At 63.6% G+C, this 22,221-nt stretch carries 45 protein-coding genes; 6 read left to right on the top strand and 39 right to left on the bottom strand.

The window, feature by feature from the left end; translation table 11 throughout:
- Nucleotide 1 precedes the first annotated feature (1 nt).
- Together ACFVIV_RS13190 and ACFVIV_RS13195 are read left to right on the top strand one after the other, a co-directional pair.
- Nucleotides 2-535 (top strand): helix-turn-helix domain-containing protein, encoded by a 534-nt coding sequence (locus ACFVIV_RS13190; RefSeq protein WP_379195763.1) that lies wholly within the window; start codon nt 2-4, stop codon nt 533-535.
- Nucleotides 532-741 carry a hypothetical protein gene (locus ACFVIV_RS13195; RefSeq protein ID WP_379195765.1) on the top strand — a complete coding sequence of 70 codons (210 nt, stop codon included), beginning with the start codon at nt 532-534 and terminating at the stop codon, nt 739-741. The genes ACFVIV_RS13190 and ACFVIV_RS13195 overlap by 4 nt, the downstream gene beginning before the upstream one ends.
- On the opposite strand, the gene ACFVIV_RS13200 is transcribed toward ACFVIV_RS13195, so the two are convergent.
- The 11 genes from ACFVIV_RS13200 to ACFVIV_RS13250 all read right to left on the bottom strand — a co-directional run bounded on the left by ACFVIV_RS13200 (nt 738) and on the right by ACFVIV_RS13250 (nt 5,589).
- On the bottom strand, nt 738-1,112 hold the full coding sequence (locus tag ACFVIV_RS13200; protein WP_379195767.1) for a hypothetical protein: 375 nt from the start codon (nt 1,110-1,112) through the stop codon (nt 738-740). The genes ACFVIV_RS13195 and ACFVIV_RS13200 overlap by 4 nt on opposite strands.
- A gap of 15 nt (nt 1,113-1,127) precedes the next feature.
- Nucleotides 1,128-1,529, bottom strand: coding sequence for a hypothetical protein (locus ACFVIV_RS13205; protein WP_379195769.1), 402 nt, complete (start codon nt 1,527-1,529; stop codon nt 1,128-1,130).
- 175 nt (nt 1,530-1,704) lie between these two features.
- Entirely contained in the window at nt 1,705-2,010 is a 306-nt protein-coding gene (locus ACFVIV_RS13210; RefSeq protein ID WP_379195771.1) for a hypothetical protein, read from the bottom strand.
- A complete protein-coding gene (locus tag ACFVIV_RS13215) occupies nt 2,003-2,209 on the bottom strand; it encodes a hypothetical protein (RefSeq protein WP_379195773.1) in 207 nt (68 codons plus the stop codon). Before ACFVIV_RS13215 ends, ACFVIV_RS13210 begins: the two co-directional genes overlap by 8 nt.
- Before the next feature lie 145 nt (nt 2,210-2,354).
- Nucleotides 2,355-2,669, bottom strand: coding sequence for a hypothetical protein (locus tag ACFVIV_RS13220; RefSeq protein ID WP_379195775.1), 315 nt, complete (start codon nt 2,667-2,669; stop codon nt 2,355-2,357).
- Between the two features lie 5 nt (nt 2,670-2,674).
- On the bottom strand, nt 2,675-3,178 hold the full coding sequence (locus ACFVIV_RS13225) for a hypothetical protein (RefSeq protein ID WP_379195777.1): 504 nt from the start codon (nt 3,176-3,178) through the stop codon (nt 2,675-2,677).
- A gap of 91 nt (nt 3,179-3,269) precedes the next feature.
- The gene (locus tag ACFVIV_RS13230; protein WP_379195779.1) at nt 3,270-3,722 is read right to left on the bottom strand and encodes a hypothetical protein; all 453 of its coding nucleotides are present in this window, start codon (nt 3,720-3,722) and stop codon (nt 3,270-3,272) included.
- Between the two features lie 18 nt (nt 3,723-3,740).
- Nucleotides 3,741-4,205, bottom strand: a complete 465-nt coding sequence (locus ACFVIV_RS13235) for a hypothetical protein (protein WP_379195781.1) — start codon at nt 4,203-4,205, stop codon at nt 3,741-3,743.
- Between the two features lie 15 nt (nt 4,206-4,220).
- The gene (locus tag ACFVIV_RS13240) at nt 4,221-4,523 is read right to left on the bottom strand and encodes a hypothetical protein (RefSeq protein WP_379195783.1); all 303 of its coding nucleotides are present in this window, start codon (nt 4,521-4,523) and stop codon (nt 4,221-4,223) included.
- A 29-nt stretch (nt 4,524-4,552) separates the two neighbouring features.
- Nucleotides 4,553-5,035, bottom strand: a complete 483-nt coding sequence (locus ACFVIV_RS13245) for a hypothetical protein (RefSeq protein WP_379195785.1) — start codon at nt 5,033-5,035, stop codon at nt 4,553-4,555.
- 41 nt (nt 5,036-5,076) lie between these two features.
- Nucleotides 5,077-5,589, bottom strand: a complete 513-nt coding sequence (locus tag ACFVIV_RS13250; RefSeq protein ID WP_379195786.1) for a hypothetical protein — start codon at nt 5,587-5,589, stop codon at nt 5,077-5,079.
- A gap of 135 nt (nt 5,590-5,724) precedes the next feature.
- Between ACFVIV_RS13250 and ACFVIV_RS13255 the strand changes: the two genes are divergently transcribed.
- The 3 genes from ACFVIV_RS13255 to ACFVIV_RS13265 are packed head-to-tail and all read left to right on the top strand — an operon-like array spanning nt 5,725 to nt 7,012.
- Nucleotides 5,725-5,880, top strand: coding sequence for a hypothetical protein (locus ACFVIV_RS13255; protein WP_379195787.1), 156 nt, complete (start codon nt 5,725-5,727; stop codon nt 5,878-5,880).
- A complete protein-coding gene (locus ACFVIV_RS13260) occupies nt 5,877-6,254 on the top strand; it encodes a dATP/dGTP diphosphohydrolase domain-containing protein (protein WP_379195788.1) in 378 nt (125 codons plus the stop codon). The genes ACFVIV_RS13255 and ACFVIV_RS13260 overlap by 4 nt, the downstream gene beginning before the upstream one ends.
- Nucleotides 6,242-7,012: an exonuclease domain-containing protein gene (locus tag ACFVIV_RS13265; RefSeq protein WP_379195789.1), complete on the top strand. Its 771-nt coding sequence runs from the start codon at nt 6,242-6,244 to the stop codon at nt 7,010-7,012. The genes ACFVIV_RS13260 and ACFVIV_RS13265 overlap by 13 nt, the downstream gene beginning before the upstream one ends.
- 211 nt (nt 7,013-7,223) lie before the next feature.
- Here ACFVIV_RS13265 and ACFVIV_RS13270 read toward each other — a convergent pair whose 3' ends face one another.
- Nucleotides 7,224-7,466, bottom strand: coding sequence for a hypothetical protein (locus tag ACFVIV_RS13270; protein WP_379195790.1), 243 nt, complete (start codon nt 7,464-7,466; stop codon nt 7,224-7,226).
- A gap of 309 nt (nt 7,467-7,775) precedes the next feature.
- Between ACFVIV_RS13270 and ACFVIV_RS13275 the strand changes: the two genes are divergently transcribed.
- A complete protein-coding gene (locus ACFVIV_RS13275; protein ID WP_379195791.1) occupies nt 7,776-8,513 on the top strand; it encodes a helix-turn-helix domain-containing protein in 738 nt (245 codons plus the stop codon).
- A gap of 32 nt (nt 8,514-8,545) precedes the next feature.
- On the opposite strand, the gene ACFVIV_RS13280 is transcribed toward ACFVIV_RS13275, so the two are convergent.
- From ACFVIV_RS13280 to ACFVIV_RS13410, 27 genes are all read right to left on the bottom strand, one after another.
- The gene (locus ACFVIV_RS13280; protein ID WP_379195792.1) at nt 8,546-8,758 is read right to left on the bottom strand and encodes a hypothetical protein; all 213 of its coding nucleotides are present in this window, start codon (nt 8,756-8,758) and stop codon (nt 8,546-8,548) included.
- 20 nt (nt 8,759-8,778) lie between these two features.
- The gene (locus ACFVIV_RS13285; RefSeq protein ID WP_379195793.1) at nt 8,779-9,075 is read right to left on the bottom strand and encodes a hypothetical protein; all 297 of its coding nucleotides are present in this window, start codon (nt 9,073-9,075) and stop codon (nt 8,779-8,781) included.
- Between the two features lie 140 nt (nt 9,076-9,215).
- On the bottom strand, nt 9,216-9,818 hold the full coding sequence (locus tag ACFVIV_RS13290; protein ID WP_379195794.1) for a hypothetical protein: 603 nt from the start codon (nt 9,816-9,818) through the stop codon (nt 9,216-9,218).
- Between the two features lie 34 nt (nt 9,819-9,852).
- The gene (locus tag ACFVIV_RS13295; RefSeq protein ID WP_379195795.1) at nt 9,853-10,356 is read right to left on the bottom strand and encodes a hypothetical protein; all 504 of its coding nucleotides are present in this window, start codon (nt 10,354-10,356) and stop codon (nt 9,853-9,855) included.
- A gap of 131 nt (nt 10,357-10,487) precedes the next feature.
- Nucleotides 10,488-10,730 carry a hypothetical protein gene (locus ACFVIV_RS13300; RefSeq protein ID WP_379195796.1) on the bottom strand — a complete coding sequence of 81 codons (243 nt, stop codon included), beginning with the start codon at nt 10,728-10,730 and terminating at the stop codon, nt 10,488-10,490.
- A 29-nt stretch (nt 10,731-10,759) separates the two neighbouring features.
- Nucleotides 10,760-11,848 carry a DUF932 domain-containing protein gene (locus ACFVIV_RS13305; protein WP_379195797.1) on the bottom strand — a complete coding sequence of 363 codons (1,089 nt, stop codon included), beginning with the start codon at nt 11,846-11,848 and terminating at the stop codon, nt 10,760-10,762.
- 67 nt (nt 11,849-11,915) lie between these two features.
- The gene (locus tag ACFVIV_RS13310; RefSeq protein WP_379195798.1) at nt 11,916-12,464 is read right to left on the bottom strand and encodes a hypothetical protein; all 549 of its coding nucleotides are present in this window, start codon (nt 12,462-12,464) and stop codon (nt 11,916-11,918) included.
- Between the two features lie 7 nt (nt 12,465-12,471).
- Nucleotides 12,472-12,981, bottom strand: a complete 510-nt coding sequence (locus ACFVIV_RS13315; RefSeq protein WP_379195799.1) for a hypothetical protein — start codon at nt 12,979-12,981, stop codon at nt 12,472-12,474.
- Nucleotides 12,982-13,054: 73 nt separating this feature from the next.
- The gene (locus ACFVIV_RS13320; protein WP_379195801.1) at nt 13,055-13,279 is read right to left on the bottom strand and encodes a hypothetical protein; all 225 of its coding nucleotides are present in this window, start codon (nt 13,277-13,279) and stop codon (nt 13,055-13,057) included.
- Complete coding sequence (locus ACFVIV_RS13325) at nt 13,276-13,728, bottom strand: hypothetical protein (protein ID WP_379195803.1); 453 nt, start codon at nt 13,726-13,728, stop codon at nt 13,276-13,278. The genes ACFVIV_RS13320 and ACFVIV_RS13325 overlap by 4 nt, the downstream gene beginning before the upstream one ends.
- Entirely contained in the window at nt 13,725-14,372 is a 648-nt protein-coding gene (locus ACFVIV_RS13330; RefSeq protein WP_379195805.1) for a hypothetical protein, read from the bottom strand. Before ACFVIV_RS13330 ends, ACFVIV_RS13325 begins: the two co-directional genes overlap by 4 nt.
- 21 nt (nt 14,373-14,393) lie before the next feature.
- On the bottom strand, nt 14,394-14,975 hold the full coding sequence (locus ACFVIV_RS13335; RefSeq protein ID WP_379195807.1) for a hypothetical protein: 582 nt from the start codon (nt 14,973-14,975) through the stop codon (nt 14,394-14,396).
- 2 nt (nt 14,976-14,977) lie between these two features.
- Nucleotides 14,978-15,580, bottom strand: coding sequence for a hypothetical protein (locus ACFVIV_RS13340; protein WP_379195808.1), 603 nt, complete (start codon nt 15,578-15,580; stop codon nt 14,978-14,980).
- Nucleotides 15,581-15,603: 23 nt separating this feature from the next.
- On the bottom strand, nt 15,604-15,738 hold the full coding sequence (locus ACFVIV_RS13345; RefSeq protein ID WP_379195810.1) for a hypothetical protein: 135 nt from the start codon (nt 15,736-15,738) through the stop codon (nt 15,604-15,606).
- Between the two features lie 118 nt (nt 15,739-15,856).
- Nucleotides 15,857-16,240 (bottom strand): hypothetical protein, encoded by a 384-nt coding sequence (locus tag ACFVIV_RS13350; protein WP_379195812.1) that lies wholly within the window; start codon nt 16,238-16,240, stop codon nt 15,857-15,859.
- Entirely contained in the window at nt 16,237-16,590 is a 354-nt protein-coding gene (locus ACFVIV_RS13355; protein ID WP_379195814.1) for a GNAT family N-acetyltransferase, read from the bottom strand. The genes ACFVIV_RS13350 and ACFVIV_RS13355 overlap by 4 nt, the downstream gene beginning before the upstream one ends.
- Nucleotides 16,590-17,420 carry a hypothetical protein gene (locus ACFVIV_RS13360; protein ID WP_379195816.1) on the bottom strand — a complete coding sequence of 277 codons (831 nt, stop codon included), beginning with the start codon at nt 17,418-17,420 and terminating at the stop codon, nt 16,590-16,592. The genes ACFVIV_RS13355 and ACFVIV_RS13360 overlap by 1 nt, the downstream gene beginning before the upstream one ends.
- An 85-nt stretch (nt 17,421-17,505) precedes the next feature.
- Nucleotides 17,506-17,826 (bottom strand): hypothetical protein, encoded by a 321-nt coding sequence (locus ACFVIV_RS13365; protein ID WP_379195818.1) that lies wholly within the window; start codon nt 17,824-17,826, stop codon nt 17,506-17,508.
- On the bottom strand, nt 17,823-18,134 hold the full coding sequence (locus ACFVIV_RS13370; protein ID WP_379195820.1) for a hypothetical protein: 312 nt from the start codon (nt 18,132-18,134) through the stop codon (nt 17,823-17,825). The genes ACFVIV_RS13365 and ACFVIV_RS13370 overlap by 4 nt, the downstream gene beginning before the upstream one ends.
- 97 nt (nt 18,135-18,231) lie before the next feature.
- A complete protein-coding gene (locus ACFVIV_RS13375; protein ID WP_379195822.1) occupies nt 18,232-18,501 on the bottom strand; it encodes a helix-turn-helix transcriptional regulator in 270 nt (89 codons plus the stop codon).
- Nucleotides 18,501-18,743, bottom strand: coding sequence for a hypothetical protein (locus tag ACFVIV_RS13380; protein ID WP_379195824.1), 243 nt, complete (start codon nt 18,741-18,743; stop codon nt 18,501-18,503). The genes ACFVIV_RS13375 and ACFVIV_RS13380 overlap by 1 nt, the downstream gene beginning before the upstream one ends.
- Entirely contained in the window at nt 18,740-18,982 is a 243-nt protein-coding gene (locus ACFVIV_RS13385; protein WP_379195826.1) for a hypothetical protein, read from the bottom strand. Before ACFVIV_RS13385 ends, ACFVIV_RS13380 begins: the two co-directional genes overlap by 4 nt.
- An 82-nt stretch (nt 18,983-19,064) precedes the next feature.
- Nucleotides 19,065-19,367, bottom strand: coding sequence for a hypothetical protein (locus ACFVIV_RS13390; protein ID WP_379195828.1), 303 nt, complete (start codon nt 19,365-19,367; stop codon nt 19,065-19,067).
- A 77-nt stretch (nt 19,368-19,444) separates the two neighbouring features.
- Nucleotides 19,445-19,678, bottom strand: a complete 234-nt coding sequence (locus ACFVIV_RS13395; protein WP_379195830.1) for a hypothetical protein — start codon at nt 19,676-19,678, stop codon at nt 19,445-19,447.
- An 85-nt stretch (nt 19,679-19,763) separates the two neighbouring features.
- Nucleotides 19,764-19,934, bottom strand: a complete 171-nt coding sequence (locus ACFVIV_RS13400; protein ID WP_379195832.1) for a hypothetical protein — start codon at nt 19,932-19,934, stop codon at nt 19,764-19,766.
- A gap of 65 nt (nt 19,935-19,999) precedes the next feature.
- On the bottom strand, nt 20,000-20,410 hold the full coding sequence (locus ACFVIV_RS13405; protein WP_379195834.1) for a hypothetical protein: 411 nt from the start codon (nt 20,408-20,410) through the stop codon (nt 20,000-20,002).
- 699 nt (nt 20,411-21,109) lie between these two features.
- Nucleotides 21,110-21,853: a hypothetical protein gene (locus tag ACFVIV_RS13410; protein ID WP_379195836.1), complete on the bottom strand. Its 744-nt coding sequence runs from the start codon at nt 21,851-21,853 to the stop codon at nt 21,110-21,112.
- Between the last annotated feature and the right edge of the window lie 368 nt (nt 21,854-22,221).

Below are 22,221 nucleotides of genomic sequence, written 5' to 3' on the forward strand. Positions count from 1 at the left end.
CATGTACGGGCTGCCCAACCTCATCGCGCTCCAGGCCGCGGCGGAGCGCGCCAACGCGCACATCCCATACGGCACTGACACCCCGGAGTTCCATACCGCGGCCGAAGAGCTTCTGCCGCACGTGTTCCGGGTGATCGACCACCTTCTGGCGGAAGCTGGGCAGCCGGTGGTCGGCGATGCCCGCGCGCACCTCGCCGCGCTCATGCGCGCCGGTCACACCCAGGCCAGCATTTCGAAGGCATCGGGGGTGTCTACAGCAACAATCAGCCGGATCGTCAACGGCGCCACAGCGCGCCCGTCCACCGAAGTGGCTGCACAACTCCTGGCGATCCCTGTGGAAGCACCCCGGGAAGCGCCCGTCGATGCCGAGCTGCTCGCCAAACTTGAACGCGGCGAGAAAGTTTCGGTGCCATTCGGGCAGAAGGACCGCTACGCCGAGCTGCTCTCCGCGGCCGGCGCGGACACCCAGCACATCGTGCACACATTGCGCATGTCCTACGCCCGCGCGATCAAGGCCCAGAAAGCGGCAGCATGAAAACCGAACTCACGGCCTGGCAGCTGACCAACGACCACGCCGGCATGATCCTGTCCTGGCGCAAGAAATCCCGGCTTCGCACCGGGACCATCGGACGCGTCACCCGCCACGGCAGCGACGAAAACTGTTACGTCCACATCGAACTCCGCAACCCCACCGAACTCGCAGTACTCGCGGGCAGCGAACTAGTGCACGTGCACCCCTAGAGGTCTGGCTCCTGGTCATCGCTCCAGCGGCCGAACTCTTCGACCGGGTACACGATGAAGGCTACGTCCCCCGTAGCCATGCCGAGCTGCTTTGCGATTCGCTTCACCGGCGACGGGTCATCGTCGGGCAACTCTTTCCATGCTGCCCAGACCAGCTTCTCGGTGGCGTTCAGCAGTGGGGCGGTCCGGGTGCTGGGCTCGACCTCGCGGATCTCTTTCTCCGCTTCGTCGTACTGACCCCAGGCCAGGTAGTCGATCGCGAACCGGGCCATGTGATAGCCGCACAGGGCCTGGGTGACATCAGGGTCTTCACCCACCGTCTTGACCAGTTGTTCGGCTTCGCCGTCGCACTTGTCGCACTTCAGGCTCAAGGCTTGCGCCGCCTCTCAGTCTTCGAGGGGAAGGACAGATATCGACCACTCGAGTTCGCCGAGGTCGTAGAGTTCGCCCACGCCTTGTTCGGCAACTTTCTGGTGCAACTTGGTCTTTGCGCCGGCATCGGTGCGGTGCGCCGACGTGTAGCCCCAATACTCTCCGTCTTCCTCGTGCTCGACTGTCATGAGGTAGACCTTCGGGGTTTCGGAGCGTTCGGCGGTGATCTGCTGGCGCCGCAGCTCTGCGAATCGGTTCAGCCAGTCTGTGATATCGGCCGGCGACGGTACACGGGCGGGCGGCTGATCTTCGGAGAACAGCAAGCCGGTGTCCGGGATATGGGCGAACGCATACGCGATGTCGAGAATGTCCCGCTGGGTGAACGCCGGTTCGTCGTACAGAGGGTTGCTGGTCAAAGTTCAGTCCTCGTCCTTGCGGTTGGCCCTGGTGCCGAAGAGCATGCCACTGCGGTCCGACACCGATGCGGTGCGACGCTGTTCTGGCGCGCGGACCTCTGCGTGTTCGTGAACGACGGAACCCCGGCCAGCGCGACCGGGGTTCCGTCGTTTGCCTGTGGCTAGTCTTTCAGGCTTACAGCCCGAATAGGGCCTTGAGTAGCGAATCAACCTCAGCCATCTCGCTGGCCGTGGCCTGGCCGGCGAGTTCGCCCTTTTCGAGGTTGGCCAGCGGGACCGACTGTGTTCGCCACACGACCGCGGATCCGTTCTCGACTGCGGAGATCGGTGCGGTGACGTGCTGGCGGGTGCCGGGCGACTCGACGATCGGCGTGATGAAGACGTAGCCGATCGGTTCGGCGACGTCGACATCGGACACGACCAGCGCGTTCATCGCACGCCCGGTCACCGTGGTGATTCGGTAGACGTCACCTCTATGCACTGGCGCGCCACTCCTCGCAGGTCGCATCGAAGTCGGCGAGCTGCTGGTCTTCCTCGGCGGTCATGGCTTTGGCCTGCGAGGTCAGCAGGAACACCCGAGCGGCGTGCTCGAATCCTGCGGATCGGTTGCCTCCGGAGACGCGCTCGATGGCGGCGACGATCTGCTCGTCGACGGTGATGGATATCTGCTTGGTGGCCATGATATTGACGGTATCACCGTTCATATCATTCCTGATGGGTGAAATGGTCACCTTGTTCCTTTCAGGTGGGGTGGAGACAGCAGAAGGCCCCCGTTCACCGTGGTGATTGGGGGCCTTCTGCTGGGCAGCCGGATGGCTGCGGGGACTAGCCGAAGTGCTCGGTCAGCTGTTTCCAGCCCCAGGCTTCGGCGGTAGCCCAGTCATCGTCCGGAGTGATCCGGGTCTTGCTGATGGGCGCGGTGACCCACCTCAACGACCGGCGGCCGTCGAGAGGGCGAAGCACCCAATACCCGCGTTCCTGGCCGACGCCGTAGCAGTCGTCCAGGTGCAGCTTGTAGCCCTGCCACCGGAGAGTGGCGCGGCGGGTGAGGTTGCGCCGCAGCCACCGGCCGCGCCACAGCAGTTCACGCCACCAGCTTTCGTGGGGCAGATCTCCGTAACTTCCATTCGTCCAAGGCATTTCGGTTATCCAATCGGGCATTCTTTGGCGGACACTTCACGTTCCCGAGACGGCCCCGGAGTCCATGCGAACGGATTGCTCTCCAACGTACCGACCACGCTGACGTTCATCCGCCACGTACCCGGCGAGCATTCCGCGGAGGTCTGGTACTTGATGCCAGGCTCGGGCGGGGGGATCTGCTTGAAGTCGCGACTGGCCATCGAGACCCAGACGCCATCCACCTTCTTCTCCAGCTTCAAGGTCACGATGTGCTCGGCCGGCGGCACATCGCAGAAGGCCCACGCATCAGCGTCGATGCGCGGCTTGACCACGGTCGGCTTGCTGAACGTGTAGTCCAGCACGCACGACTTCTTCAGCGAGGCCAGTCCGAAGGGCGCAGTCGGCGACGATGGCGCGTCGACCGTGGCCTCCGACGCGGCCGGCGTCGACGGGATCGCGGCGGACTGGCTGGCGATGACTGCCGCTCCCACAGCAATCACCATCATGCTCAGGTTGTAGCTGGTGCTCATTTCTCCCATTTCCATTGAGGTGGTGTCGATTGCGTGCTCGGGTGCCGAGCCGGTGAACTCGGCGGACCCCTCGCAGACGGCATCCGTGCGGCTAGCAGGCGAAGCTGGCGCGGACGTCGCGGAGTTGTCGGGTGAGGTCTTCGATCACCGCACGGAACAGCTGTTCGCCGGTGGTGATGTCGCGGCGCCAGGGCAGGTGGCTGGGGCTGTTGATGGCGTCGAAGTCGGCGTAGCGGACGCTGGTCAATTGCACGCCAGTGTCGATGGTCTGAATGATCATCTCGATGTGGAGGAACTCGCCGTCGGCGTCGTAGGCGGTGTCGCAGAACAGGTCGGCGGTTCCGGTGATGCCGGTGACGGAGAACATGTGGTCCTCGCCCTCGGGGAGCGCGAGCTCAACCTCTGCGGTGGCATGGATCAGTCTGTAAACGGCTGCCTGCCAGCCGTTTTCCCAATCGCCCTCATGCGGGAGAGTCACCATTGCGCCGGTTTTGGTGATCAGTTCGTCGTCGACGTGGACGGCCAGGGAAGCGAGATTGCACACGGAAACTCCTTGGGATGGTTAGGCGTAGCGGTACAGGGCCTCGAAGCGCTGTAGCTCGTGGTCGATGTCGGAGATGACGGCCTGGGCGACGTCGAAAGGCAGTCGCAGGCGGGTGTCTTCGCGCCACTGATCGGGGCCAAAGCGCACTACGTTGTAGTCGGTGTAGCGGACCATCGGCAGGGCGTAGCCGTTGCTGGCTTCGGCTCGCACGATCAGCCCGTCGGTGAAGTCCTCGTAGCTGTCGCCGATGAAGTCGTAGGCCAGCTTCAAACTCTGACCAGCCAAAATCGGTGGGGCATCGAAGATTCCGAACGGCACCTCGGTGAGATGGTCGAGGATATTGGCCAACATGTCCGGCCATCCGGCCGTCGCCCAGCCTCCTGGGCACTCGCCGGTGGTGATGTCGTAGCCGGAGTAGCCGCGGGTTCGTTCATGGTCGGACAGGGCGTCCAAGAGGTGACGGGGGTGGTATTCGATGTGCATGTCTTCTCCTTGGGATCAGATGCGGGGAATGAGCACAGGGCTCGGAGAAAGCAGATTGACCACTTCGGGGCCGACGTATTGGCGACACCCGCACGCAACAGTGCTGGCGTACAGGCGATTTCGTGTGATCTGAATGTCGCCGTAGTCGTCGAGGACCGGGTGTCCATGGCGGTTGCGCACCACGTCCTCGGTGTCGTTGTAGATGACCTCAAGGTGTGCGCAGCTGTGCTCGACGCGGTCGTGGAGGGCAAGGTGGTGCCCGCACCCACAGATCGCGGCCTGGGTCGGGTCGGTGGCCCGGTGGCGGAATAAGCCCATCGGCAATTGCCCTTTCAGGTACGGGGTGGTCAGTAGCCGAAAATTTCAGCGAGGCATTTGAATTCGTCTTCGAGCATCTGGACGACACCGCGCAGGACGGTTGCGTAAGTGCGGGACGTGGTGCGGGACCAGTCTTCGTCGAGATAGGGGATGTCGTCCCCGCTGGAGCACTCGACGGTGACGAAGGTGACGTCTTTGATTGACTTGAAGCGCACGAGCAGGCCGGTGGTGTTGCCATAGCCGTCGGCGAGCAACTGGTAATCGAGCGTGATCCCCTGGAACACGGTGTTTTCGATGGCGTACACCGGGCTCTCGGCGTATACGGCCCCGGGGTCGCCATGGTCGCCGTAGATGGCGTCGATGATGTCGGCCACGATCTCGTACCACGAGTGGTGCCATTGCCAGCCGTCGATCTCTTCGGTGGAACCGCTGCGGATCCAGTTCTCCGCCCACTCATTCGAGGCGAAAGCGCTGGCGATTTTGTCTTCGGCGACCCAGGCGGTTAGGGACATACGGGTGCTCCTTGTTCGGAAGTGTTGGGGCTGTGGGTAATTCAGGAAGTGACGGTCCAGGCGGCTGGCGGGTTCGCGCCGACGGCGAGCTGGTCGAGCAGGTCGGCTTTGAGGTCGCGGATCTGGTCGCCGAGTTCTTCGCGGGACCGGATGCGTTCGATGTCCATGCCGTCGGGGTCGGCGTCGTTGAGTGCATCGAGGGTTGCTTCCAGGCGCACGATGTCGGCCCACTGGCCGTCGGGGTCGAGGACCCGTCTGCTGCTGATCGCACTGCGCCGAACGGCGATCTCTGGGGCGGGCATCCCTGCTGGTCGCCAGCCGCCGCCGAGAAGCCACACGGTGAGCTTGGCTTCGGCGAGATCGTGCTGCTCTTGGAGTGATTCCCGCTCGCCGTGGTAGCGCTCGGTCTCCTTGTAGTCGGCGCGTCCGGCGTCTTCCAGCGCCTCGAATGCGTTCGACATGTCTTCCATTTGGAACTTGAGATCCTGGATCGCCCGCCAGGCGGCGTCGGGGCTGAAGCCTTCCCAGCGGGGCATTCGGATGTCGTGGTGCATGGTGTTCCTCTTTCTGTCGTACGTTCCATGCAGACTATGGTGTATGGAACGTGGAACGGTAACGGGGCGGAGTCGCCCCGTCGACCGCAGGGAAAGTGAGGGCGTGACCGCGTGTGGGTAGTGGTAGGGATCGCGTTGGCGATCACGTTCTTGCTGGATATCGCCTGCCTGGCGGCACCGATGAGCTGGGCTGACCGGCTGTGGCGGTGGTCGCGCTGCGCAGAAGGGTTCACGCTGATGGTCTTGATCGTGTGGGCCGTGCAGCTGACCGTCGAAGCGGTGAACCGATGAGCCCGGCACCGGTCGAGGTGCGAGTCACCAGTCGCACCGGCGGACAGAAGGGCCGCAAGCTCGCCCGCTTCGGCCTCATCCCGGCCGGCCCGCTGCGCGAGCTGGCCGAACTCTACGGCCGCGGCGCGGCCAAGTACTCAGATGACAACTGGCGCAAGGGATATGACTGGTCGCTGTCTTTCGACGCGATGATGCGCCACGCCTGGGCGTTCTGGGACGGCGAAGACATCGACGAAGAGACCGGCGCCAAACACATCATGTGCGCGGTCTGGCACGGAATCACGTTGGCCGCGTTCATGGTTATGCATCGCGGCTTCGACGACCGGCCCGCAACGCGGCCGGCCGAGGGGGAGGAACTCGAGTGCCCGTTCTGACCGACGGCCCGTGGACCGAGCGCATCCTGGGCGGATTCGACCTCGAAACCACCGGGCCGGAACCGGAATCCGCGCGGATCGTGACAGCGTGCCTGGCCTACTTCCACGACGGGAAGCTGAGCAAACGCACATGGCTGCTGGATCCGGGCTGCGAGATACCCGAAGGCGCAACCGAAGTGCACGGCATCTCCACCGAGAAGGCCCGCGCCGAGGGCATGGACTACGCGGCCGGCCTCGCTGAGATCACCAATTGCCTGGCGTGGCTCTGGGGACAGGGCGCGGTGGTCTCGATCTACAACGGCTCCTACGACTGCACCGTCATGGCCGCGGAGTCCAACCGCATTGGCGCGAACAAACTCTGGCGACCCGGCCCGGTCGTGGACCCATACGTGATCGACAAGTACTGGGATCCAGACCGGCGCGAGAAACGCACGCTCGGCATGGTGGCCGCCCACTACGACGTGGAGCTGGCCAACGCCCACGACGCCGGCGACGACACCATGGCGGCGATGCGCCTGGCGTGGGTGCTGGCCCGCAAGTTCCCCGAGGTCGGTGCGCTCAGCGTGCCGGAACTGATGGACGCTCAAGCGAAATGGCATCGACACAACTCCGACAGCTACCGCGACTGGGCGACCACGAAAGCCGCCAAGCTACGCGCCCGCATCGAAGAGCTGACCCAACGCGCCGCTGAACTGGAACGACGCGCAGCCAACCCCGACAGCGGATGGCCGCTTCGGGCGGGTGTTCAAACCTCGTGACAACTCGCAAACAGGCAGTAACCTCGAATGCGAGCGCCGCTCACCCGCTGGTAGCGGGGACAACTGAATAACAACTCAATATGGCCGGTGACGATCTGAAGTCCCGGCAGCCCGCCTCGAGCCTCGCGGATGCCGCGCCGAGCCGGGGCCTGCTTCCCCGGGCGCACGTTTGTCCTTCCGTGCGCCCGGGGATGCTGGTATCTGGGGCAGGTCAGTACATTTCGACGCCGCCGGCCTGCATCGCGCGAACGAACACTGACGCCTGCACTTGATCGGCATACGCCCGCGCGGCCCGGTGATCGCCAGCCGCCAACGCCTCCTTTGCCTTGCGCAGGTTCTCGTTGATATCCGCGTTCAGCTGCGCCGCTGCCTTCCGGCGCCCCGCTTCCAAGACGCGATCGAGTTCCTTCTGCTGCCGTCGGGACAATGCGGCGCGAATGCCGACCTTGGCCATGCTTCTCCCATCCTTCGGTGTACCTCCGACCTCCCGCCGGTGCGCGGGAATCCCTTCCATGTCTCGTGGACTGTTCATGTGGCGAGCGTGATGTACGACCGTGCTTCGCCATCGGGTTGCTCAAGCCATATTTGACCCTTCAACCTGCGCAAACGCGCTAAACGTGTGGTTGCTCACGGCGGGTTGACCAAACTGGTCGACCGTCCGACCCCGGTGGTAGAAATGGCAACCAACCTGACGCATCTGTGACCGCGGCACCACCGCGCCGCCAGTGCCGATCCACGGAATACACAACGAGGTGCATCCCCCATGCCCAGGACATCGCTCCCGCAGTTCGTCCGGTCCAGACGTGAGGCCCTGAAGTTCACGCAGGCCCGGCTCGCAGAGCTGTCCGGGATATCGAAGTCGGCCGTCGAAAAGATCGAGTCGGGCAAACTAATCCCCGGCCTCGAATCCCTCGGCTCCCTGTTCGATGCACTGCTGATCCCCTACGTGTACCGCGAACGCGTCGTCGCCGCCCTATTCCCCGGCATGCTCGATCGCATCCTCGGACCGGGCGTCGGCACACCAACCGCCGCCGACCTCGCCGACCTGGAAGACCTGCCGTACCCGGCCGCCTACATCTCCTTGCCCGAAGGCCACATCTTCGGCACCAACCAGCACTGGGACAACACCTTCCCCGGGTTGCAGGCCAAGGCGAACATGGTCGAATGGGTCTTCACCGATCCCATCGCCAAGGGCGTGCTGCTGGACTGGGACCGCGTCGCCCACGGGTTCACCTACGGGCTGCGGATGATGGGGCCGCTCGTCCTATCCGCTGACCGCATCGCCGAGATCGCTGCATCCTGCGAGTCGAACCCGAACTGGCAGCGCATGTGGACCACCGACCCGATCGAGCCCGCGAACCTGCAACCGATCCTGCGGCTTGCCTCCCCGTTCGACTGGCGTATCAGCCAGCGCGAAATCAAGATCGACAAGCCGCACCTGCCGCACCGACCCTGGGTTACTTACCGCCTCACCCCTGTCCGGGAACAGGCCGCCGCGTAACCCAGGGCAGACATACGAGACGGGGCCGACGATTACTCGCCAGCCCCGTCCACCCGCTCCAGCTCGGCCAAGCCCTCATCGAGGTTGGTGCCGATGAACGGCCGGTCCCTCGCGCTGATGAACATCCATGTGTCGCCGGTCAGTTCGATCACCATCCCCGCGATCCGCTTGTCCGAGTTCCAAGCCAGGCTCGTGCCTTCCTCCGCGGTATCTTCCAATCTCAATCCCATCGCGGCACCCTTCATCAACTCTCCTTCATCCTGATTCACGCGCTCAGCGCGACGAACTCCGCAACCGTGGCCTGCTCATGCACCGGCCGGTATCCACGCAGTGTGTAGCAGCCGCGGCACGCGAACACCGGCCCGTCGATCGACTTCACCATCGGGCCACGGCCGGCCTTACAGAAACGACACACACCGCCGCCGGCCACATGCTCGAAACGATCGACCGGGCCGAAATGGAAGTCGCCGCACAACATCAGCGACCCGGTCACCCGCGCATGCGGATACTGGCCCGCCAATTTGAGCAGCGAATTGTCGAACCGTCCCCACAGGGCGCGCACTCGCTGGAACTGTGTGCATCCCGAATCGTGCGCGCCGGGCGCGGTGGCAGTGTTCTCGCACACCAGCACCGCCCACCGATACTCCAGCTTCATCGGCCCATTCTCGAGCGCGAATCCCGTGGAGCGCAACAACTCCCGGATCACGCTGCGGTCAGTTTGTGTCCTTCGAGCCGCAGATGGATCATTCGGACGAGATCGGCGACAACATCGGCCGGCACGCCCTTCACGGAGAGATTGAAGGTGTCGTCGTAGCTGAACTCGGCTCCAACATGTTTCGAGTTCATCGCATCGTGGGGATCGCGATTGCTCCAGTTGCGGTTGTTGGTGTACGTCCAGCCGCCGGTGATGTCGGCCAGCTCCTTCACCTGCGCGGTGCGTTTCGCAGCCCGATCGTCGGCGGCCTGCTTCCTCGTTTTCGCCGCAGCGAACTCTTCCCAATACGCGAGCAGCAAGCGGCGTTTGATCTCGGCGGCAATCTTGGCCACGCCCTTGGCCTTCGAGATCCGGATCGTGTTCCGGAACTTGCGGTCGGCATATCCCGAGTAGTCGCCGAAGCTGGCGTAGACGACGATCTTGCCCCGATCGGCTGCATCCGAGAAGCGGTAGCCGTCGCCATCACGGAGCCTGAGGGACTGGCCGTCGACGGTGGCTAGCTCCACCTGGTCGAACTCGTACGCGGCCCGCCAGTCGCCGTCGAGGTGATAGACGAGTTCCTTCATGAAGTCTGCGTCGTACGCGGTCATAGTGAATCTCCCTGTCCTTGAGGTGATTTGGTGATCAGCGGAGCGACGTGCCGACCGGTGTTTCGGCGTCGACCGCGGTGAACGACATCCTGATATCGGGGTCTTTGCTGGCCCAGCTCAGGTGGATGTAGTGATCGTTTTCTCGTACCAGGACCCCTGAGCCATCGAGTTGGACGATGGTGCTGGTCCATTCGATGCGGCCCTCCTCGTCCACACCGTCCGGCGTGAGGATGTCCCGGACGATTCGGATCTGCTGACCAGGGGCGAAGTGCGTGTACTGCTCGGGGATCGGGCGCACGATCTCGACGCTGTCGATCGAACGCTCGATGGTGCCGATGTAGTGGCCGTCCTCGTTACCTTCGTCGTTCGCGAGTTCCTCGGAATCGAACAGGTATGAGATCTCGCTGTCATCGAGCTCATCGAGGTTGTTAGGCAACTCGTCGTTCTCGGCGAGCATTTCGACCAGTGCTGCCCTGGATACACGCATCTCGAACTGTTCGGTTGTCGACCAGCGGATGACGACTTCGTCGACCGGCATGAGGGCTGTGGACATAGTTGTTCCTCCTTGGTGGGCAAGGGTTTCGATGAGTGCTCGATTGAGCGGGCCAGTGGTCAGTGCCGGGCACGCACCCGGGTGTGGATGCGTGCCCGACTCAAACGGCGGGCACGCTAGATGAACTGGTGCGACACGAACTCGACGTCGCTGTCGCACTCTGTGCGGTAGTACTCCTCCTCATGCTCAGTGAGGTCGTCGGCGACGAGTTCGGTGATCTCCTTGGCGCTCAGCGCTTCTGGGGCGCGGCCGGCCAACTTGTCGGCGTACTCGTCTATGAACTCCGACAGCGGCTGCTTGTAGGTGAAGGTCTCGGTCCGGGTCCGAGTCCAGGTGTGTTCGATGTGCGGTTCGGGCATGGGTCTCCCTCGTGCGGAATGGATTTGAGTTACGCGCTGGCCAGGACCAGATCGAGCACCTTCAAGGTCGCCTGGTCCTGCTCGGAGGTCTTGCCGCTGATGGCGTTGGCCATGTTCCGCTCGGCGCGGGAGGTCTTGCCGCTCTTGAACGAGGCGTAGTGGTGGTTGTAGGTGTTGACCAGCTGCAACACCCCGAACGCGGTACCGGCCCACGGCGCAACGCGATTGTCGTTGCGGTACATGTCGGTGACCTTTTCCCGCTTCTCCTTCACCCGGGTGCGGGCAGCGCCTTCCTTCTCCGGCAGCGGCGCCCACTCGCCGACGAATGCTTCGAACTGGCGGCCACTCACAGGGATCCGGCACAGCTCAGCGATATCGGCGGCAAACTTGTCGGCCGACTCGACGATGATCTTCAGCGCTTCGCGAGCCTCCTGGATCCGCAGGTGGCTGTACTTGGTGTGCATGATCTTGATGCGGTTGCCGGTGTTGCGGGCCTCGCCGAGTGCCCACTCCATCGTGTTGTCGCACACCACGATCGTGTTGACCTTGGAGTACTGGGTAGCCAGCGAACCGTCATGCGAGGTGCACGCCAGCAGATTCGACCGGAACTCCACACCCTCTGGGGTTTTCACGTTGTCGGGGCGTTCGATCTGCACCCATGCCTGCGCACCGCCGCGGAGCAGGCCGGCCGAACCGATGCCAAGCGAATCGGTCGAGATCGCCAGGCCGTCCGGGGTGACGATCTCGGCCAGGCCCTTCAGCAGCCGGTCCGCGTACTGGTGGATCACGTAGCCCTGCTTGAACACACCGAACGGCTCCCCCGTCCCGCCGTGGTAGATCACCTGGCGGGTCTCATCGGTGACCGAACGCACCAGGTTGCCGTCATCGTCGATGGACGTGAAGTCGTCCATGGTGCCGGGGATGTCGAACCGCAGCGGCGCGGACTTCGCGTCCCAGTTGAATAGGCGGCGCTCGACCTCGGCGACTGGGACGAACCCTTCGTAGTGGTTGGGCTCGGAGCCCTGCTCGTCCTTGCGGTAGTGCCACGCCTTGCCGCGCTTGGCGGTCATGCCGATCAGCGTGTTGTTGTTCAGCCAGGTCATGGTCTCTTTGGACATGCTTGTCTCCCTTAGTGTTTGGGGTGGTGAGGATGCGGCGGCCGGTATCCGCCGCAGGGGGGTGATGTCAGTGCTCGGCGGCCGGGCGCGGCCACTTTGAGTGCTTGTCCCAGCCGGGGCAGCTGTGCATGTGGCCTAGCGCGACCCGGGCGAGGATGCCCAAGCTGTCGTCGTGCTCGGCGTCGGCGAGCACCTCGCCGCAGAGCTGGCACACCAGCTCCATGTCGGGCTTCACGTCGTCGAGCGGGGCCTTGATGTGCACCCAGTCCAGGACGTCGGACAGCGCCGGTGTGATGGATGGACGGTTGAAGGGGTTCGCTGCGGGCGTGACCGTGAGGGTCGCGGTGCCGCAATTGCTGGCAGATGAATCCGGCTCGGGCTCAACGCGATACGTTGCAGACCGTTGCAGATCATCGGTGTCGACCATCTGGCGCCACTCGTAAGTCTTGGATCGGCCGTAGGCGACTGCGTCTTCGATCTGCTCCATCGAAACGCCGCCCATGGTGGCGCGGCCGATGGCAGCCTGAGCCGCCCTGACCCGTCCGTTCCGCATGGCGTCCTTGATCTCGTCCAGGACGCCCCAGGTTTCTTGAATGCCGAACTGGTTGTTGCTCATTCGTGCATCACCAGCCGTTGTAATCGACCAGAGCAGCAGTTACCGCGGCGAACGGTGCCGAGCTATCCGGCGCTGGCACGTCGGTCTTCCACACTCGCACCGGCACCGTGAACGCCGTCTTCTCGCCGTCCTGTCCGCCCAGGTGGTACGTCCACACCCAGGCCGGCCGCCGCAGCCCGGTGTCGACCACGGTCATTTCGTCGAAGTCGTCGGTATCGAAGACCTCGCCGACGTACACCAGGTCTCCGTCGTAGACGAGCTGGAATGCGCCCCGAATCGGGTCCGCGAGGTGACAGGGTGCGATCAAGAAGTTGCCCGCCAAGCCGATGCCGGCGAAACGATGGACGTTGCCATCGGAGAACTCGAGGAGATCCCCGTCGGAGGGGACGAGATCCTTGGATTCCGCCGTGCGGTCTTCGCGTTCGTATCGCACCGCCAGTGCTTCAGCGGCGTGGCGTCGGTCGTGCTCGCCCCACAGTCGGTCTCTGAGCGGCAGGATGATCGGGTCGAATCGCATTTGTTTTTCCCATGGTTGAGCAGGCCGCGAGCATGAAGCCCGCGGCCTGACAGGTGGACTGGTTGGTGCGCCGCTACACGCGGCTGAGGAGTTGCTTCAGCTCGTCCCGGGTTTCACGCAGCGAGTTGGCTTCCTGCCTGTCGTCACAGAAGCAGCAGCTGTCGTCGCAGTCGTCTTCCGGGTCGTGGGCCTCTTCGTCGTAGTAGTCAGCGAGGCGAGTTAGCGCGGTCTCAAGGTCGTGTCCGTGCAGGAGCACGAAGTCCAGCAGCTGCTTTCGGCGTCGGCGGGTTGCGCTCACCAGGTGTTCTCCTCGGGTGCGGTGTCGGGCAACGTGTAGCCGAGTTCGATCAGCAGTGCGTTGTCGATGTGCTTCAGATCGACTCCCGAGACGGCGTTCCAGTGCCAGGGGCAGCGGCACTTGCGCATGCCCTTGAATGGCTTCTCGCCAGCATGGATTGGGGATTTGCAGTCGAACGGGAGGCCCTCGGCGCACGGGAACTGCGGGCAGTCGATGACGACAACATCAGCGTGATCGGGGTTGCGCCAGATGTCGTTGTATTCGGCGGAGAAGGTGGGGACTGTCGCGTCAGCTGCGACCGTGCCCCGCTCGCTGATGTCGTCCCAGATATGGAAGAGCCAGGCACTGCGCTTGGCGTCGATCATCGAATCTCCGTGCAGGACATAGGTATATGGCTTTTCGCCGTCGTGGCGTTCCCTGCCGGAGACGTTGATGGTGAAGACCTTCACGCCTGGTCGCCCTCCGATAGGAGGTTGCCGAGTTCAGCGTCGAAGCTGGCCAGTAGCTGCGCCTCCCAGGTGAGTTTCTCGATCGCCCCGTTGATGACGGCTTCGTCCTCAAGCTCGGCGATCTCTTCGCCGAAATGCTGTGCGGCGTGAATCAGCACTTCGACGAAGTCGTGTTCGTGTCGATCGGCGAGGTGCCCGAGGTTGGCGATGAAGTCGCCGACGATCGTGATGAAGTAGTCCTGGTCGTCAAGGATCTCGTTGGTCAGCTCGACGCCGTAGGTACGTGCCCAGATGGAAACACCGACGCGGGCATGATCTGCCAGACTGCGGGATTTCTCGGCGGCGCTCATCGCGGCCGGGGCGATATCGACGGGATGCTGACCGGACTCGTTCATCTCCGTGGCCCACTCCTCAGCGTGGGATTCGGCGGCGTCCATGAGGATCTCGGCGAAGTCAAGGCCGTTCAGCCGGATCAGGTGCATGACGTCTTTGAGGAGTTCCTCGGCCTGCTCGCGTAGCTGGTCCTCGTCTTCTTCGATCGGCGAGGTCACTCCGTGGATCCACATGCTGTGGTGGTGCGCGTGGAGGGTGGTCCGCGCTTGTGCGGCGCCGCGCCGGTTCTCTTCGATTGCGTTGCTGCTCATAGTTTCTCCCTGGGGTGGTGGTTAGGCGGCGGTGAGGTCGGCGGCGAACCGCAGTAGGTGCTCGGCCGCCTCATGGGGCAGCTCGAACTTCATTTCGACCGTGGTGCCGTTGATGCGGAACTGGCCGCGGTGCGGTGTCTCGCCGAAGAGCCAGTAGCTGGTGTGGCCCGGTTTGTGGGCGTCGATGATCGCGCCCAGGCGCTGGGCGAACTCCTGCCGGTTGGACAGCTCGATCTCCCAAGCGAGCTGTTTGGCGTGCGCCGTCTCGTAGGTCTGGAGATAGGCGGACAGAAATCGTTTGCGGATGTCGCGGGCGATCTGTTCGTCGGATCTGGCTGTGCTGATCGTGATCTCGGTGCGGCCGGCGTCGACTCCGGGGACGAAGTGGGTGCTATCTCCGAACGTCGGGGAGACCAGGATTCGGGTCTGCCGGTTGCGGCCCGCGCCGCGCTGGATGAGACGCATCCACATCTGCGCCCCGTCGGCCCGAGTGATGCGGGCGTCGCCGCCGTCGAGGAGATTGCCTGGCGCACCGAACCATTCGTCGCCGAGGTATCCGGCGATCCGGTGGGCACGCATGTGGAAGGTGTCGCCGTGGTCCACTGTCAGCCCTCCGTGAAGTACTCGGCGACGACGCGCGAAACCTCGAAGTGCGTCATCGGCTTGTCGCTGGTGTACCTGCTCGGCCTGGTGACCGGCCTGCCCCACCGGGTGACGTGGTAGTTCCACTCGCCTGCATGGGCTACGTCGTTCGCCTCGGCACCGACCATGGAGAGGTAGATCTCGAGTCCGCCGTTGATGCTGGTGATGAAGGTTTCCTCGGCCGTATATCCGCACCCGCATTGGCACGTGTCGAAGTCGTCAGCGTCCTCGTCGTACCCGTAGTCGTCTCTCTCCTCCTCGTACAGGTCGTCGTCCTCTTCGTCTTCGTCGATGGTGGGGGCCGCGATCTCGGGAAGCTTCTCGAGATCGAAGTGATAGAGAGCCTGGGTGACGATGGCTTTGTGGTCCTCGCCGCGGATGTGGGCGGCCATCAGGACGTTGCTGATGACATCGACTGCGAGAGTGGGGAACTCGTCAGGGTTGTCAAGGTCTTCGACGGCGCGCCGGTTTCCACCAGCGATGGCGCTGGCCAGCATCGCGACCTGTCCGAGGTGGGCGGCTTCGACACGTTCGGCGTAGGTGACGTCGTCGTGGACGATGGTCATTGGCTTCTCCCTTGGGGTGGTGGTTAGACGAAGACGGGTTCGTGATGGAAGTTCTCGACGCACTCGTAAATCGAGGGGACCTCGCCGTGCCAGCCCTTGCGGAAGTTGCCGGTTTGCAGCACGTAGGCGAGATATTCGTAGGTGAAGATCGTCTGCATTGATTGGGTTTCTTTCATTCCGTTTCTTGCGAATGTTGTTGCCGGTAAGGCATTTCGCTCTACGCTGCCGGGCGAGAATAACCAGCAGACATGGACATGAAGGGATGCATTTACACCCCTAAGGGCGAGGGGGCTTCTTGATCGCGGCCATGGTGTCGAAGGCGTCTGCGATGGCCTGGTGAATGAGGCCAGGGCCGTTGCCATACACCCAGTCCTCGTGCGTGGCAGGGGAATCGGTGAGCGGGTTGTGGTATCGGCCGTCGTACCAGCCGTATTCGAGGCTCCACACGGACGCTTCGCCCAGCTCCACTCCCGCGCGGCTCGCGGTCACCTGCACGCCGACGAAGAACCACTCGTCGGCGCGCCAGCCCGCCATCAGCTCCGGGTCACACAGGATCGGGTCGTACTTGCGCTCGGGGCTCTCGTCCTCGTCGCCGTACATCCGGGCATGAATGCGGAATCCGTCGATCACGCCCAGGTCCAGGCGTTCGATGGTGGTCATTGTGCTCCTTGGGATTTGGGGGTGCGGACCATGGACTCCGTGGTGTGGAAGTCCTTGTTCCGGCCGCGGTTGGGTTTGAATCCGAAGCGCCGGTAGAAGGGGCGCAGGCGGGTCAGTGACCCGCCGTATGCGTTGCTGGGGGTGAGAGCCGCCGGGATGCCCCAGTGGTCGGCTTCAGCGAGAAGGCGCTGCATGATCGCGGTGCCGATCCCCTGATTGCGTTGCTGCTCAGGGACGACGAGACGGCCCAGGATCAGGTGGGTGCCGCTCGTGTGAATCCACAGTGAGACACCGGGATACGTGGCTTCGATCGCGATCCGTAGCTCGTCAACTAGGTCGTCATCGGGCATCACGCGGCCTCGGCGATGACATTGCGGCGGCGAAGGTCCACAACCAGCTCGTCGCCGCGCCAGCGAGTGAGGGTCACTACTGTGCCCATGCGGGCAGCGATCCAGCCGGGGATCACCTTCTCGCCGAAGTCGCAGGCCGAGGAGTCGATCATCTCGGGGTAGCCGCCGCCGTGGCCGTAGTCCAGGTAGCCACCTAGGGCGAGTTCGTCGACGAGAGCCTCGCCGGCCTCGGTCAGCTCCCACGCTCCGATGGCGTCGCGGACGGCCTTGTGCAGGTCATCGCGGCCGTAGTCGTCCCAGTGCTCTTGGATCTGCTCCTGCTCGACGGCCGACCATTCGTCCTCGTCGAGGCATGAGCTGCTCTCGAGCGAGTCCAGGACGTCGGTCAAGTCCTCGGGTGCTGGAGAGTCCAGATCCAGTGCGACATGGTCGCAATCGGAGTACGGGCCGTCGGACAAGCCCCTGACCGTGCCCCACTGGCGGCGCAGCACGCGGGTGTTCGCGATGCCCATGGCGTCGTCGTAACCGTGGCGGTCTTTGGATCGGGTCGCGTTGATCAGCAGCAGGTCCTTGCCATCGGACCGCCAGGACGCCGGATAGAAGTGGGCGAACTGCTCACACCCTGCACGCCATTGCTTGCCGTAGGTCAGGGCCATTTGGCTACGGACGCTGCGGCTGAATGCGTCGATGCCGCCGTCGTAGTTTTCGGCCACATGGTGCAGGACTTCGTCATCGGACCAGTCCCAGCCGGAGTGCTCGGTGCGGTCGAAGATCCAGTTGCGGGCTTCGTGGATCTGGTCGGAATCCAATTGTTCGAGAACCTTCATCATGTTTCTTTCTGTTCGTTCTTTTACGGTGTAAAGATCGAGGCTCAAAAACGCCCCCACGAATGGAGGCGAACTTCAAACGCGATGCTTACCCGACGCAGGTGACCTCCTCCTGCACGCTGAACAGGTCGACGGCGGCCACCGCGCGGAAGTTCTTGGCGGCCATTTTCGGGGCGAAATGCGCCTTGCGGTATGTGTCCCGACCAGACGACGTCGGCGCTCCCGGGCGCTCATACGCCAGCTCGTCCCGGGTCTTCACGTTCACCACCCGTGCCCCCATCGGCGCGGTGGCATCGAGCACCCAGACCGTGTGCTGAAACGGTCCCGGAGACCACACCTCGCCCGACTTCGACACTCGTCCAACAGGTTCCGGCGATACCGTCCAAACGATTGCGTTGTAGGTGATCACGCGGCCACCGCCTGATGCTTCGCGCCAGCGGCAGTCGGAACCTTGCTGTTCAGCCATGCGGCGAGCGCAGGCAACTCGCCGGCCGGATTGCCCAGCATGGCCATGCGCGCTTCGACGTCAGCGAGCGCCGATTCCGGTTCGAACGGCATGCCCATCGCCATGGGCAGCAGGTCCGACGATGCGGTTGCCCAGTGCTGTGCGATGGCTCGCGCGACCGACGGCGTGATAAGCAGGCGGCACTCTTCGAACAGCGCCACCTCGGCGCGCAGCCGCTGCGCACCCGCGGCGAACGCGGTGATCGTCTTCATTTCGGTTGTCTCCCTGGGTGGTTGATGTGCCCCCGGTGAAGGGCATGAGAAAGGCCCCGACGTCTCCCGCGTCGGGGGCCTTGCGTGGGTTGATGATTCAGACTGCGCCGACTGCGGCGAGTCGCTTCTTGGAGGGGACCGCGCGGGCCAGCTCTCGATTCAGCACCCACTCGTCGACCTCGGTGCCGACGACGTAAACCAGCCGCGGGGCCTCGGCGACGATCTTGGGGAAGGTACTCGGGTGGCGTTGGCGCCACTGGTGCACCGCTTGCGGGCTCACCCCGTACTGGGCTGCGACCTGGGCGAGGTTTACCAGCAGGCCGCGACGGTTCCAGAACTCCGGCCGGTGCCAAACCAAGTTGCTCATCAGGCGACCTCCCCTTCCTTGAGGACCCGCACGAACGCACTGCTGGTGAGGCGCTTGAAGGTCATGGTCGTTTCGCGCATCGGATAAGTTGTGACGCCCTGGTAGGTCTGGGCGGTCACGACGCACATGGCGTCCGTGTCAGTGACCTCGCGGACCTCCAGCGTCCGGATGTTGTCGGCCCGGTTGTCGCGGTACTCGTCGCCGACGACCGGGGTGCGCTTCTTGACAGCTGTTTTGCTCATCGGGCCACCGCCACGGTGCGCAGGCCGCCGATCTCTTCGCCAGTGACCGGGTGTCGCATGATGAATGCTGTTGTGAGGCCGCCCAAGTTGTCGTCGGTGAACACCTGCACGTCCCATCCGTCGCGGAGCATCTCCTCCTTGACTTGTTCGACCAGCCGCCCGCACAGGCGTTCGCTGGTCTTGAGACCGGATTCCAGATGGCCGCCGTTCGCGCCCCACATTTGAACCGTGTAGTTCATGTCTTCCTGCCTGTCCGCCCGTTTCCGGGCACGAAAAAGGCCCCGAGCAGATCGCCCGGGGCCCTTGGTGTTTGGTCTGTAGTTAGTCGACGACGATTCCGGCAGCAGCCAGCTCGGCGTCGCGGTCCTCTGCGGAGATCACCTGCACGCCCACCAGCCGCGCATCCGACAGCACCGACCGCAGCACCCGCTCAGTGGTGTCGAGCGTCTCGGAGATCGCCTCGCGCAGTGGCGCATCCTCCACCGGCACACCGAACAAGGTGCGACCCGTGGCGGTGTTGTGGTTCACCATCACCCAGCGCCCAAACCCACGCATCAACCTTGTTTGCTGCTGCTCGGTCAACGCCCCCGTATCGGCCTGCACCTCGAGTGACCAGCCCGGCATGATCCAACCTCCCACGTCCGCCGAAGAGATATCCCCGGGCAAAAACACCGGGGACGATCCGAAGATTCCAGACTGCCTCACGCCATACCCTTCTGCAAATCAACTCCGAGCACCCGCTGCATCTTGAACAGGAAGTACTTGAGTTGGTCCATGGTCTCCGGAGTGGCCGGAAACTGCTCGTAGATGCCCTCGCGACGGAACCGCCAGCTGGTGTCAGGTCCCTGCCACACGCTCCACCCTTCGGCCTCGGCCGCCTTGATGGCGACGTCCATCCATTCCGAAATGACGCGCCATTGCGCTTCGACTTCCATGACTTCCTCCCGATTGACGAATTACGAATGAGTGGCTGAAAAGTCGGGGGAACCACCGGGTACGCCAGTGGCTCCGCACACTCGTTCAGCGCCGGTACTCGATGGCGAACGCCAGCGCGTTCGCGTTGTTGGACAGCAGGCCGGACACGATCGGAACAGCGAGGCCAGAACCGCGCAGGCTCGCCTCAACTTGATAGGCGGCCAACGCATCCCGGGACGCGACCACTGCGCTGGTGCGCTTGTCGAGCGAAACCATGAGCCCTCCTTGGGCATAGAAAAGGCCGCCACCGGTTAGCGGTGGCGGCCATAGGGATTGGCGAGTTAGGCGAACGAAAGCGGCAGGCGCACGATGTACTCCGCGCCCTTCAGCGCCTCGTTCAGCCGGTCATGAATCCTTGCCGCATACAGCCACGTCTCGCGGCACATCGGCATGCCCGGCGCGTGCACCAACAGCGCCTCCGCCGCCCGCTGCGGCGACAGGTCGTACAGCTCGGCGAACAGCTCGAAATCCTCTTCCGGCATGAACTGCGCGAACCGGGCGGACATGCGCGTCATGGTGGACGCTGGCACCCGATCGACATGCGGAATCTGCACGCCGTCACGGAAGTACCGCGCCGAACCATCCGGCGCGATCACAGCCGCCATCACCAGGTGGTCCAGCCCGACCGAGACGATCTCGACGCCGCCCGGGACGTACCGGCCCACAGACGGCCGAAACACGCCATCGAACACATCGAAGAACTGCTCAGCCGTCGCGTACTGCTTCGGCGACCATGCAGAGATCGAAACCATTTCTGTTCTCCCATCATTCGGGTGGAAATGTCGTCAGCGCGCGGTGAATCACGCTGGCAACGGCGGTCCGAGTGGACCGGGCGGCGCGCCATATCCGTGCACGGATTGCACGGGCAGAAGTGCCACCCCGACGACTCGGAAAGCTCCGAACGGGAAAGTTTGGCGGGGGCACCGGAACGAATCGCACGCAATCCATGCCGCACCGATTCGTTCACGGTGCCACCAATTGGCTCCACTATTGAGTTCTCAAACAACATGGCCACACGCACACGGCCCACAACCCGGAGCACTCTCCGAACGTTTGGTACCGCGCCCGATTCCCCGGACCTGTAGGGCGTGGTGTGCGATGCTTCGCCAGCACCGCCAACCACTAGCGCAATCCGTCTACCAGCGGGATTGCGTACGTTGGGATAGGGACATGGGTTGCCCTGAGACGGGCAGAGATTCGCGAGACGCCACCCACGCGGGAAAAGGCCCTGGCCGCAATTGGCACTGTCCAAGCAAAGAAGTTTCGCGAGACGCCACTCACGCGGGATTAGGCTCTGGCCGCAATTGGCACTGTCCAAGCATTGAAGCCCTAGAGACTCCGGACAATCCGGGATGCTGTCACCATCCCGAATCACCCGCAATTGGCTAGGGTCACTTCGCCTTACGCTTGGGCTTGACCTTGCTAATGGCGTCGTCGATATCCGCCTGCCGCAAGCCCAGGTTCTCGATAGCGCGCGCTTTCATGTCCGCAAGCGTCGCCTTCGCCTGGTCTTCCCGTTCGGCCGCCCGATCCTTGGACCGCTTCAGCACCTCCACAAGTTCGCGCGCTTCCGCCAACTTGTCCTCAGCCGTATTCAGCCGGAAGTAACGCATAGCGCTAGGACCCTTGTCCGACAACGCATCTGCCGCGCGCTTAACAGCCGCTTCCGCAAGTGCGACCTTGCCGCGCGGACCATGTTCCATCCGGTAGGCAGCATCCGCCGCACGCACCTTGCCCGCTTCCGCAGCGAACCGAACACGCGCCATATCGACAATCTCACGCATCGCTGCCTTGCCGGGGTCGGCCACCTTCGCCGCCCGCTTGGGGGCGGGTGCGGACTCGATAGCGCGTTTCAACTCGAGTACCGCCACGTCCACGCTGTCCGCTACGCCGGTCCGTGCGTTGGCAATCTCAGGGTTGTAGTAGACCCCTTGCGGAGTTTCGTACAGACCGCCGAGACGCATACCGGCCCGGAACACTTCATAGACACCCGGCCCGATCGCCTCCACTAGGCAACCGCACACGGTGCGGGTGTTGGCCGCTTCCGTCGCATCCGCTTCCGGCGCGATCGTTTCGACCGTAACCGTTTCGGCCGCAACGTCTTCCGTCTGCACTGCCTCGAGAACTTCGCTCACTGTCTGTCTCCCATCGTGCGCCCCGGCCGGTGAGTCCGGGGCGGTGGTTGGCGTCGCTGGCTGCGACTGAGAGCAGATAACAGGATGGTTCGGTAACAGGTCAAATCCGCAGGTCAGGGGGGGTGGAAAATGGCCTAAACCGCAAGAATCGCAGGTCAGGCGGCATTTATCGTGAAATCGTCGGCCCCAAGTAGGGCGAAAGGAAAGATACAGAGGGTAGCGGCGAAATCTAATCCGTCAATGTGGGAAGGGTCACATTGGCGGAATTCCTACTGCTCGGGCATCCGGCAGCGAAAACCGTTGTGGCACAACGGATTTCGACGCAACTAGGCGAACGGTGCGGTAGTGCCCCCAGGCTGCACGGACGC

The organism is Nocardia sp. NPDC127526 (assembly GCF_042672265.1).
Lineage (GTDB): Bacteria > Actinomycetota > Actinomycetes > Mycobacteriales > Mycobacteriaceae > Nocardia.

Bases quoted from the DNA above. Each gene is read 5' to 3' on its own strand.
- ACFVIV_RS13380 (WP_379195824.1), bottom strand. From the start codon at position 18,743: ATGAGCAAAACAGCTGTCAAGAAGCGCACCCCGGTCGTCGGCGACGAG.
- ACFVIV_RS13245 (WP_379195785.1), bottom strand. From the start codon at position 5,035: ATGTCCCTAACCGCCTGGGTCGCCGAAGACAAAATCGCCAGCGCTTTC.
- ACFVIV_RS13270 (WP_379195790.1), bottom strand. From the start codon at position 7,466: ATGGCCAAGGTCGGCATTCGCGCCGCATTGTCCCGACGGCAGCAGAAG.
- ACFVIV_RS13220 (WP_379195775.1), bottom strand. From the start codon at position 2,669: ATGCCTTGGACGAATGGAAGTTACGGAGATCTGCCCCACGAAAGCTGG.
- ACFVIV_RS13225 (WP_379195777.1), bottom strand. From the start codon at position 3,178: ATGAGCACCAGCTACAACCTGAGCATGATGGTGATTGCTGTGGGAGCG.
- ACFVIV_RS13400 (WP_379195832.1), bottom strand. From the start codon at position 19,934: ATGGTTTCGCTCGACAAGCGCACCAGCGCAGTGGTCGCGTCCCGGGAT.
- ACFVIV_RS13280 (WP_379195792.1), bottom strand. From the start codon at position 8,758: ATGAAGGGTGCCGCGATGGGATTGAGATTGGAAGATACCGCGGAGGAA.
- ACFVIV_RS13310 (WP_379195798.1), bottom strand. From the start codon at position 12,464: ATGAGCAACAACCAGTTCGGCATTCAAGAAACCTGGGGCGTCCTGGAC.
- ACFVIV_RS13260 (WP_379195788.1), top strand. From the start codon at position 5,877: ATGAGCCCGGCACCGGTCGAGGTGCGAGTCACCAGTCGCACCGGCGGA.
- ACFVIV_RS13395 (WP_379195830.1), bottom strand. From the start codon at position 19,678: ATGGAAGTCGAAGCGCAATGGCGCGTCATTTCGGAATGGATGGACGTC.
- ACFVIV_RS13390 (WP_379195828.1), bottom strand. From the start codon at position 19,367: ATGCCGGGCTGGTCACTCGAGGTGCAGGCCGATACGGGGGCGTTGACC.
- ACFVIV_RS13190 (WP_379195763.1), top strand. From the start codon at position 2: ATGTACGGGCTGCCCAACCTCATCGCGCTCCAGGCCGCGGCGGAGCGC.
- ACFVIV_RS13375 (WP_379195822.1), bottom strand. From the start codon at position 18,501: ATGAGCAACTTGGTTTGGCACCGGCCGGAGTTCTGGAACCGTCGCGGC.
- ACFVIV_RS13305 (WP_379195797.1), bottom strand. From the start codon at position 11,848: ATGTCCAAAGAGACCATGACCTGGCTGAACAACAACACGCTGATCGGC.
- ACFVIV_RS13195 (WP_379195765.1), top strand. From the start codon at position 532: ATGAAAACCGAACTCACGGCCTGGCAGCTGACCAACGACCACGCCGGC.
- ACFVIV_RS13340 (WP_379195808.1), bottom strand. From the start codon at position 15,580: ATGACCATCGTCCACGACGACGTCACCTACGCCGAACGTGTCGAAGCC.
- ACFVIV_RS13295 (WP_379195795.1), bottom strand. From the start codon at position 10,356: ATGCCGGTCGACGAAGTCGTCATCCGCTGGTCGACAACCGAACAGTTC.
- ACFVIV_RS13300 (WP_379195796.1), bottom strand. From the start codon at position 10,730: ATGCCCGAACCGCACATCGAACACACCTGGACTCGGACCCGGACCGAG.
- ACFVIV_RS13290 (WP_379195794.1), bottom strand. From the start codon at position 9,818: ATGACCGCGTACGACGCAGACTTCATGAAGGAACTCGTCTATCACCTC.
- ACFVIV_RS13330 (WP_379195805.1), bottom strand. From the start codon at position 14,372: ATGAGCAGCAACGCAATCGAAGAGAACCGGCGCGGCGCCGCACAAGCG.
- ACFVIV_RS13370 (WP_379195820.1), bottom strand. From the start codon at position 18,134: ATGAAGACGATCACCGCGTTCGCCGCGGGTGCGCAGCGGCTGCGCGCC.
- ACFVIV_RS13235 (WP_379195781.1), bottom strand. From the start codon at position 4,205: ATGCACATCGAATACCACCCCCGTCACCTCTTGGACGCCCTGTCCGAC.
- ACFVIV_RS13215 (WP_379195773.1), bottom strand. From the start codon at position 2,209: ATGGCCACCAAGCAGATATCCATCACCGTCGACGAGCAGATCGTCGCC.
- ACFVIV_RS13360 (WP_379195816.1), bottom strand. From the start codon at position 17,420: ATGATGAAGGTTCTCGAACAATTGGATTCCGACCAGATCCACGAAGCC.
- ACFVIV_RS13350 (WP_379195812.1), bottom strand. From the start codon at position 16,240: ATGACCACCATCGAACGCCTGGACCTGGGCGTGATCGACGGATTCCGC.
- ACFVIV_RS13250 (WP_379195786.1), bottom strand. From the start codon at position 5,589: ATGCACCACGACATCCGAATGCCCCGCTGGGAAGGCTTCAGCCCCGAC.
- ACFVIV_RS13275 (WP_379195791.1), top strand. From the start codon at position 7,776: ATGCCCAGGACATCGCTCCCGCAGTTCGTCCGGTCCAGACGTGAGGCC.
- ACFVIV_RS13355 (WP_379195814.1), bottom strand. From the start codon at position 16,590: ATGCCCGATGACGACCTAGTTGACGAGCTACGGATCGCGATCGAAGCC.
- ACFVIV_RS13240 (WP_379195783.1), bottom strand. From the start codon at position 4,523: ATGGGCTTATTCCGCCACCGGGCCACCGACCCGACCCAGGCCGCGATC.
- ACFVIV_RS13345 (WP_379195810.1), bottom strand. From the start codon at position 15,738: ATGCAGACGATCTTCACCTACGAATATCTCGCCTACGTGCTGCAAACC.
- ACFVIV_RS13385 (WP_379195826.1), bottom strand. From the start codon at position 18,982: ATGAACTACACGGTTCAAATGTGGGGCGCGAACGGCGGCCATCTGGAA.
- ACFVIV_RS13315 (WP_379195799.1), bottom strand. From the start codon at position 12,981: ATGCGATTCGACCCGATCATCCTGCCGCTCAGAGACCGACTGTGGGGC.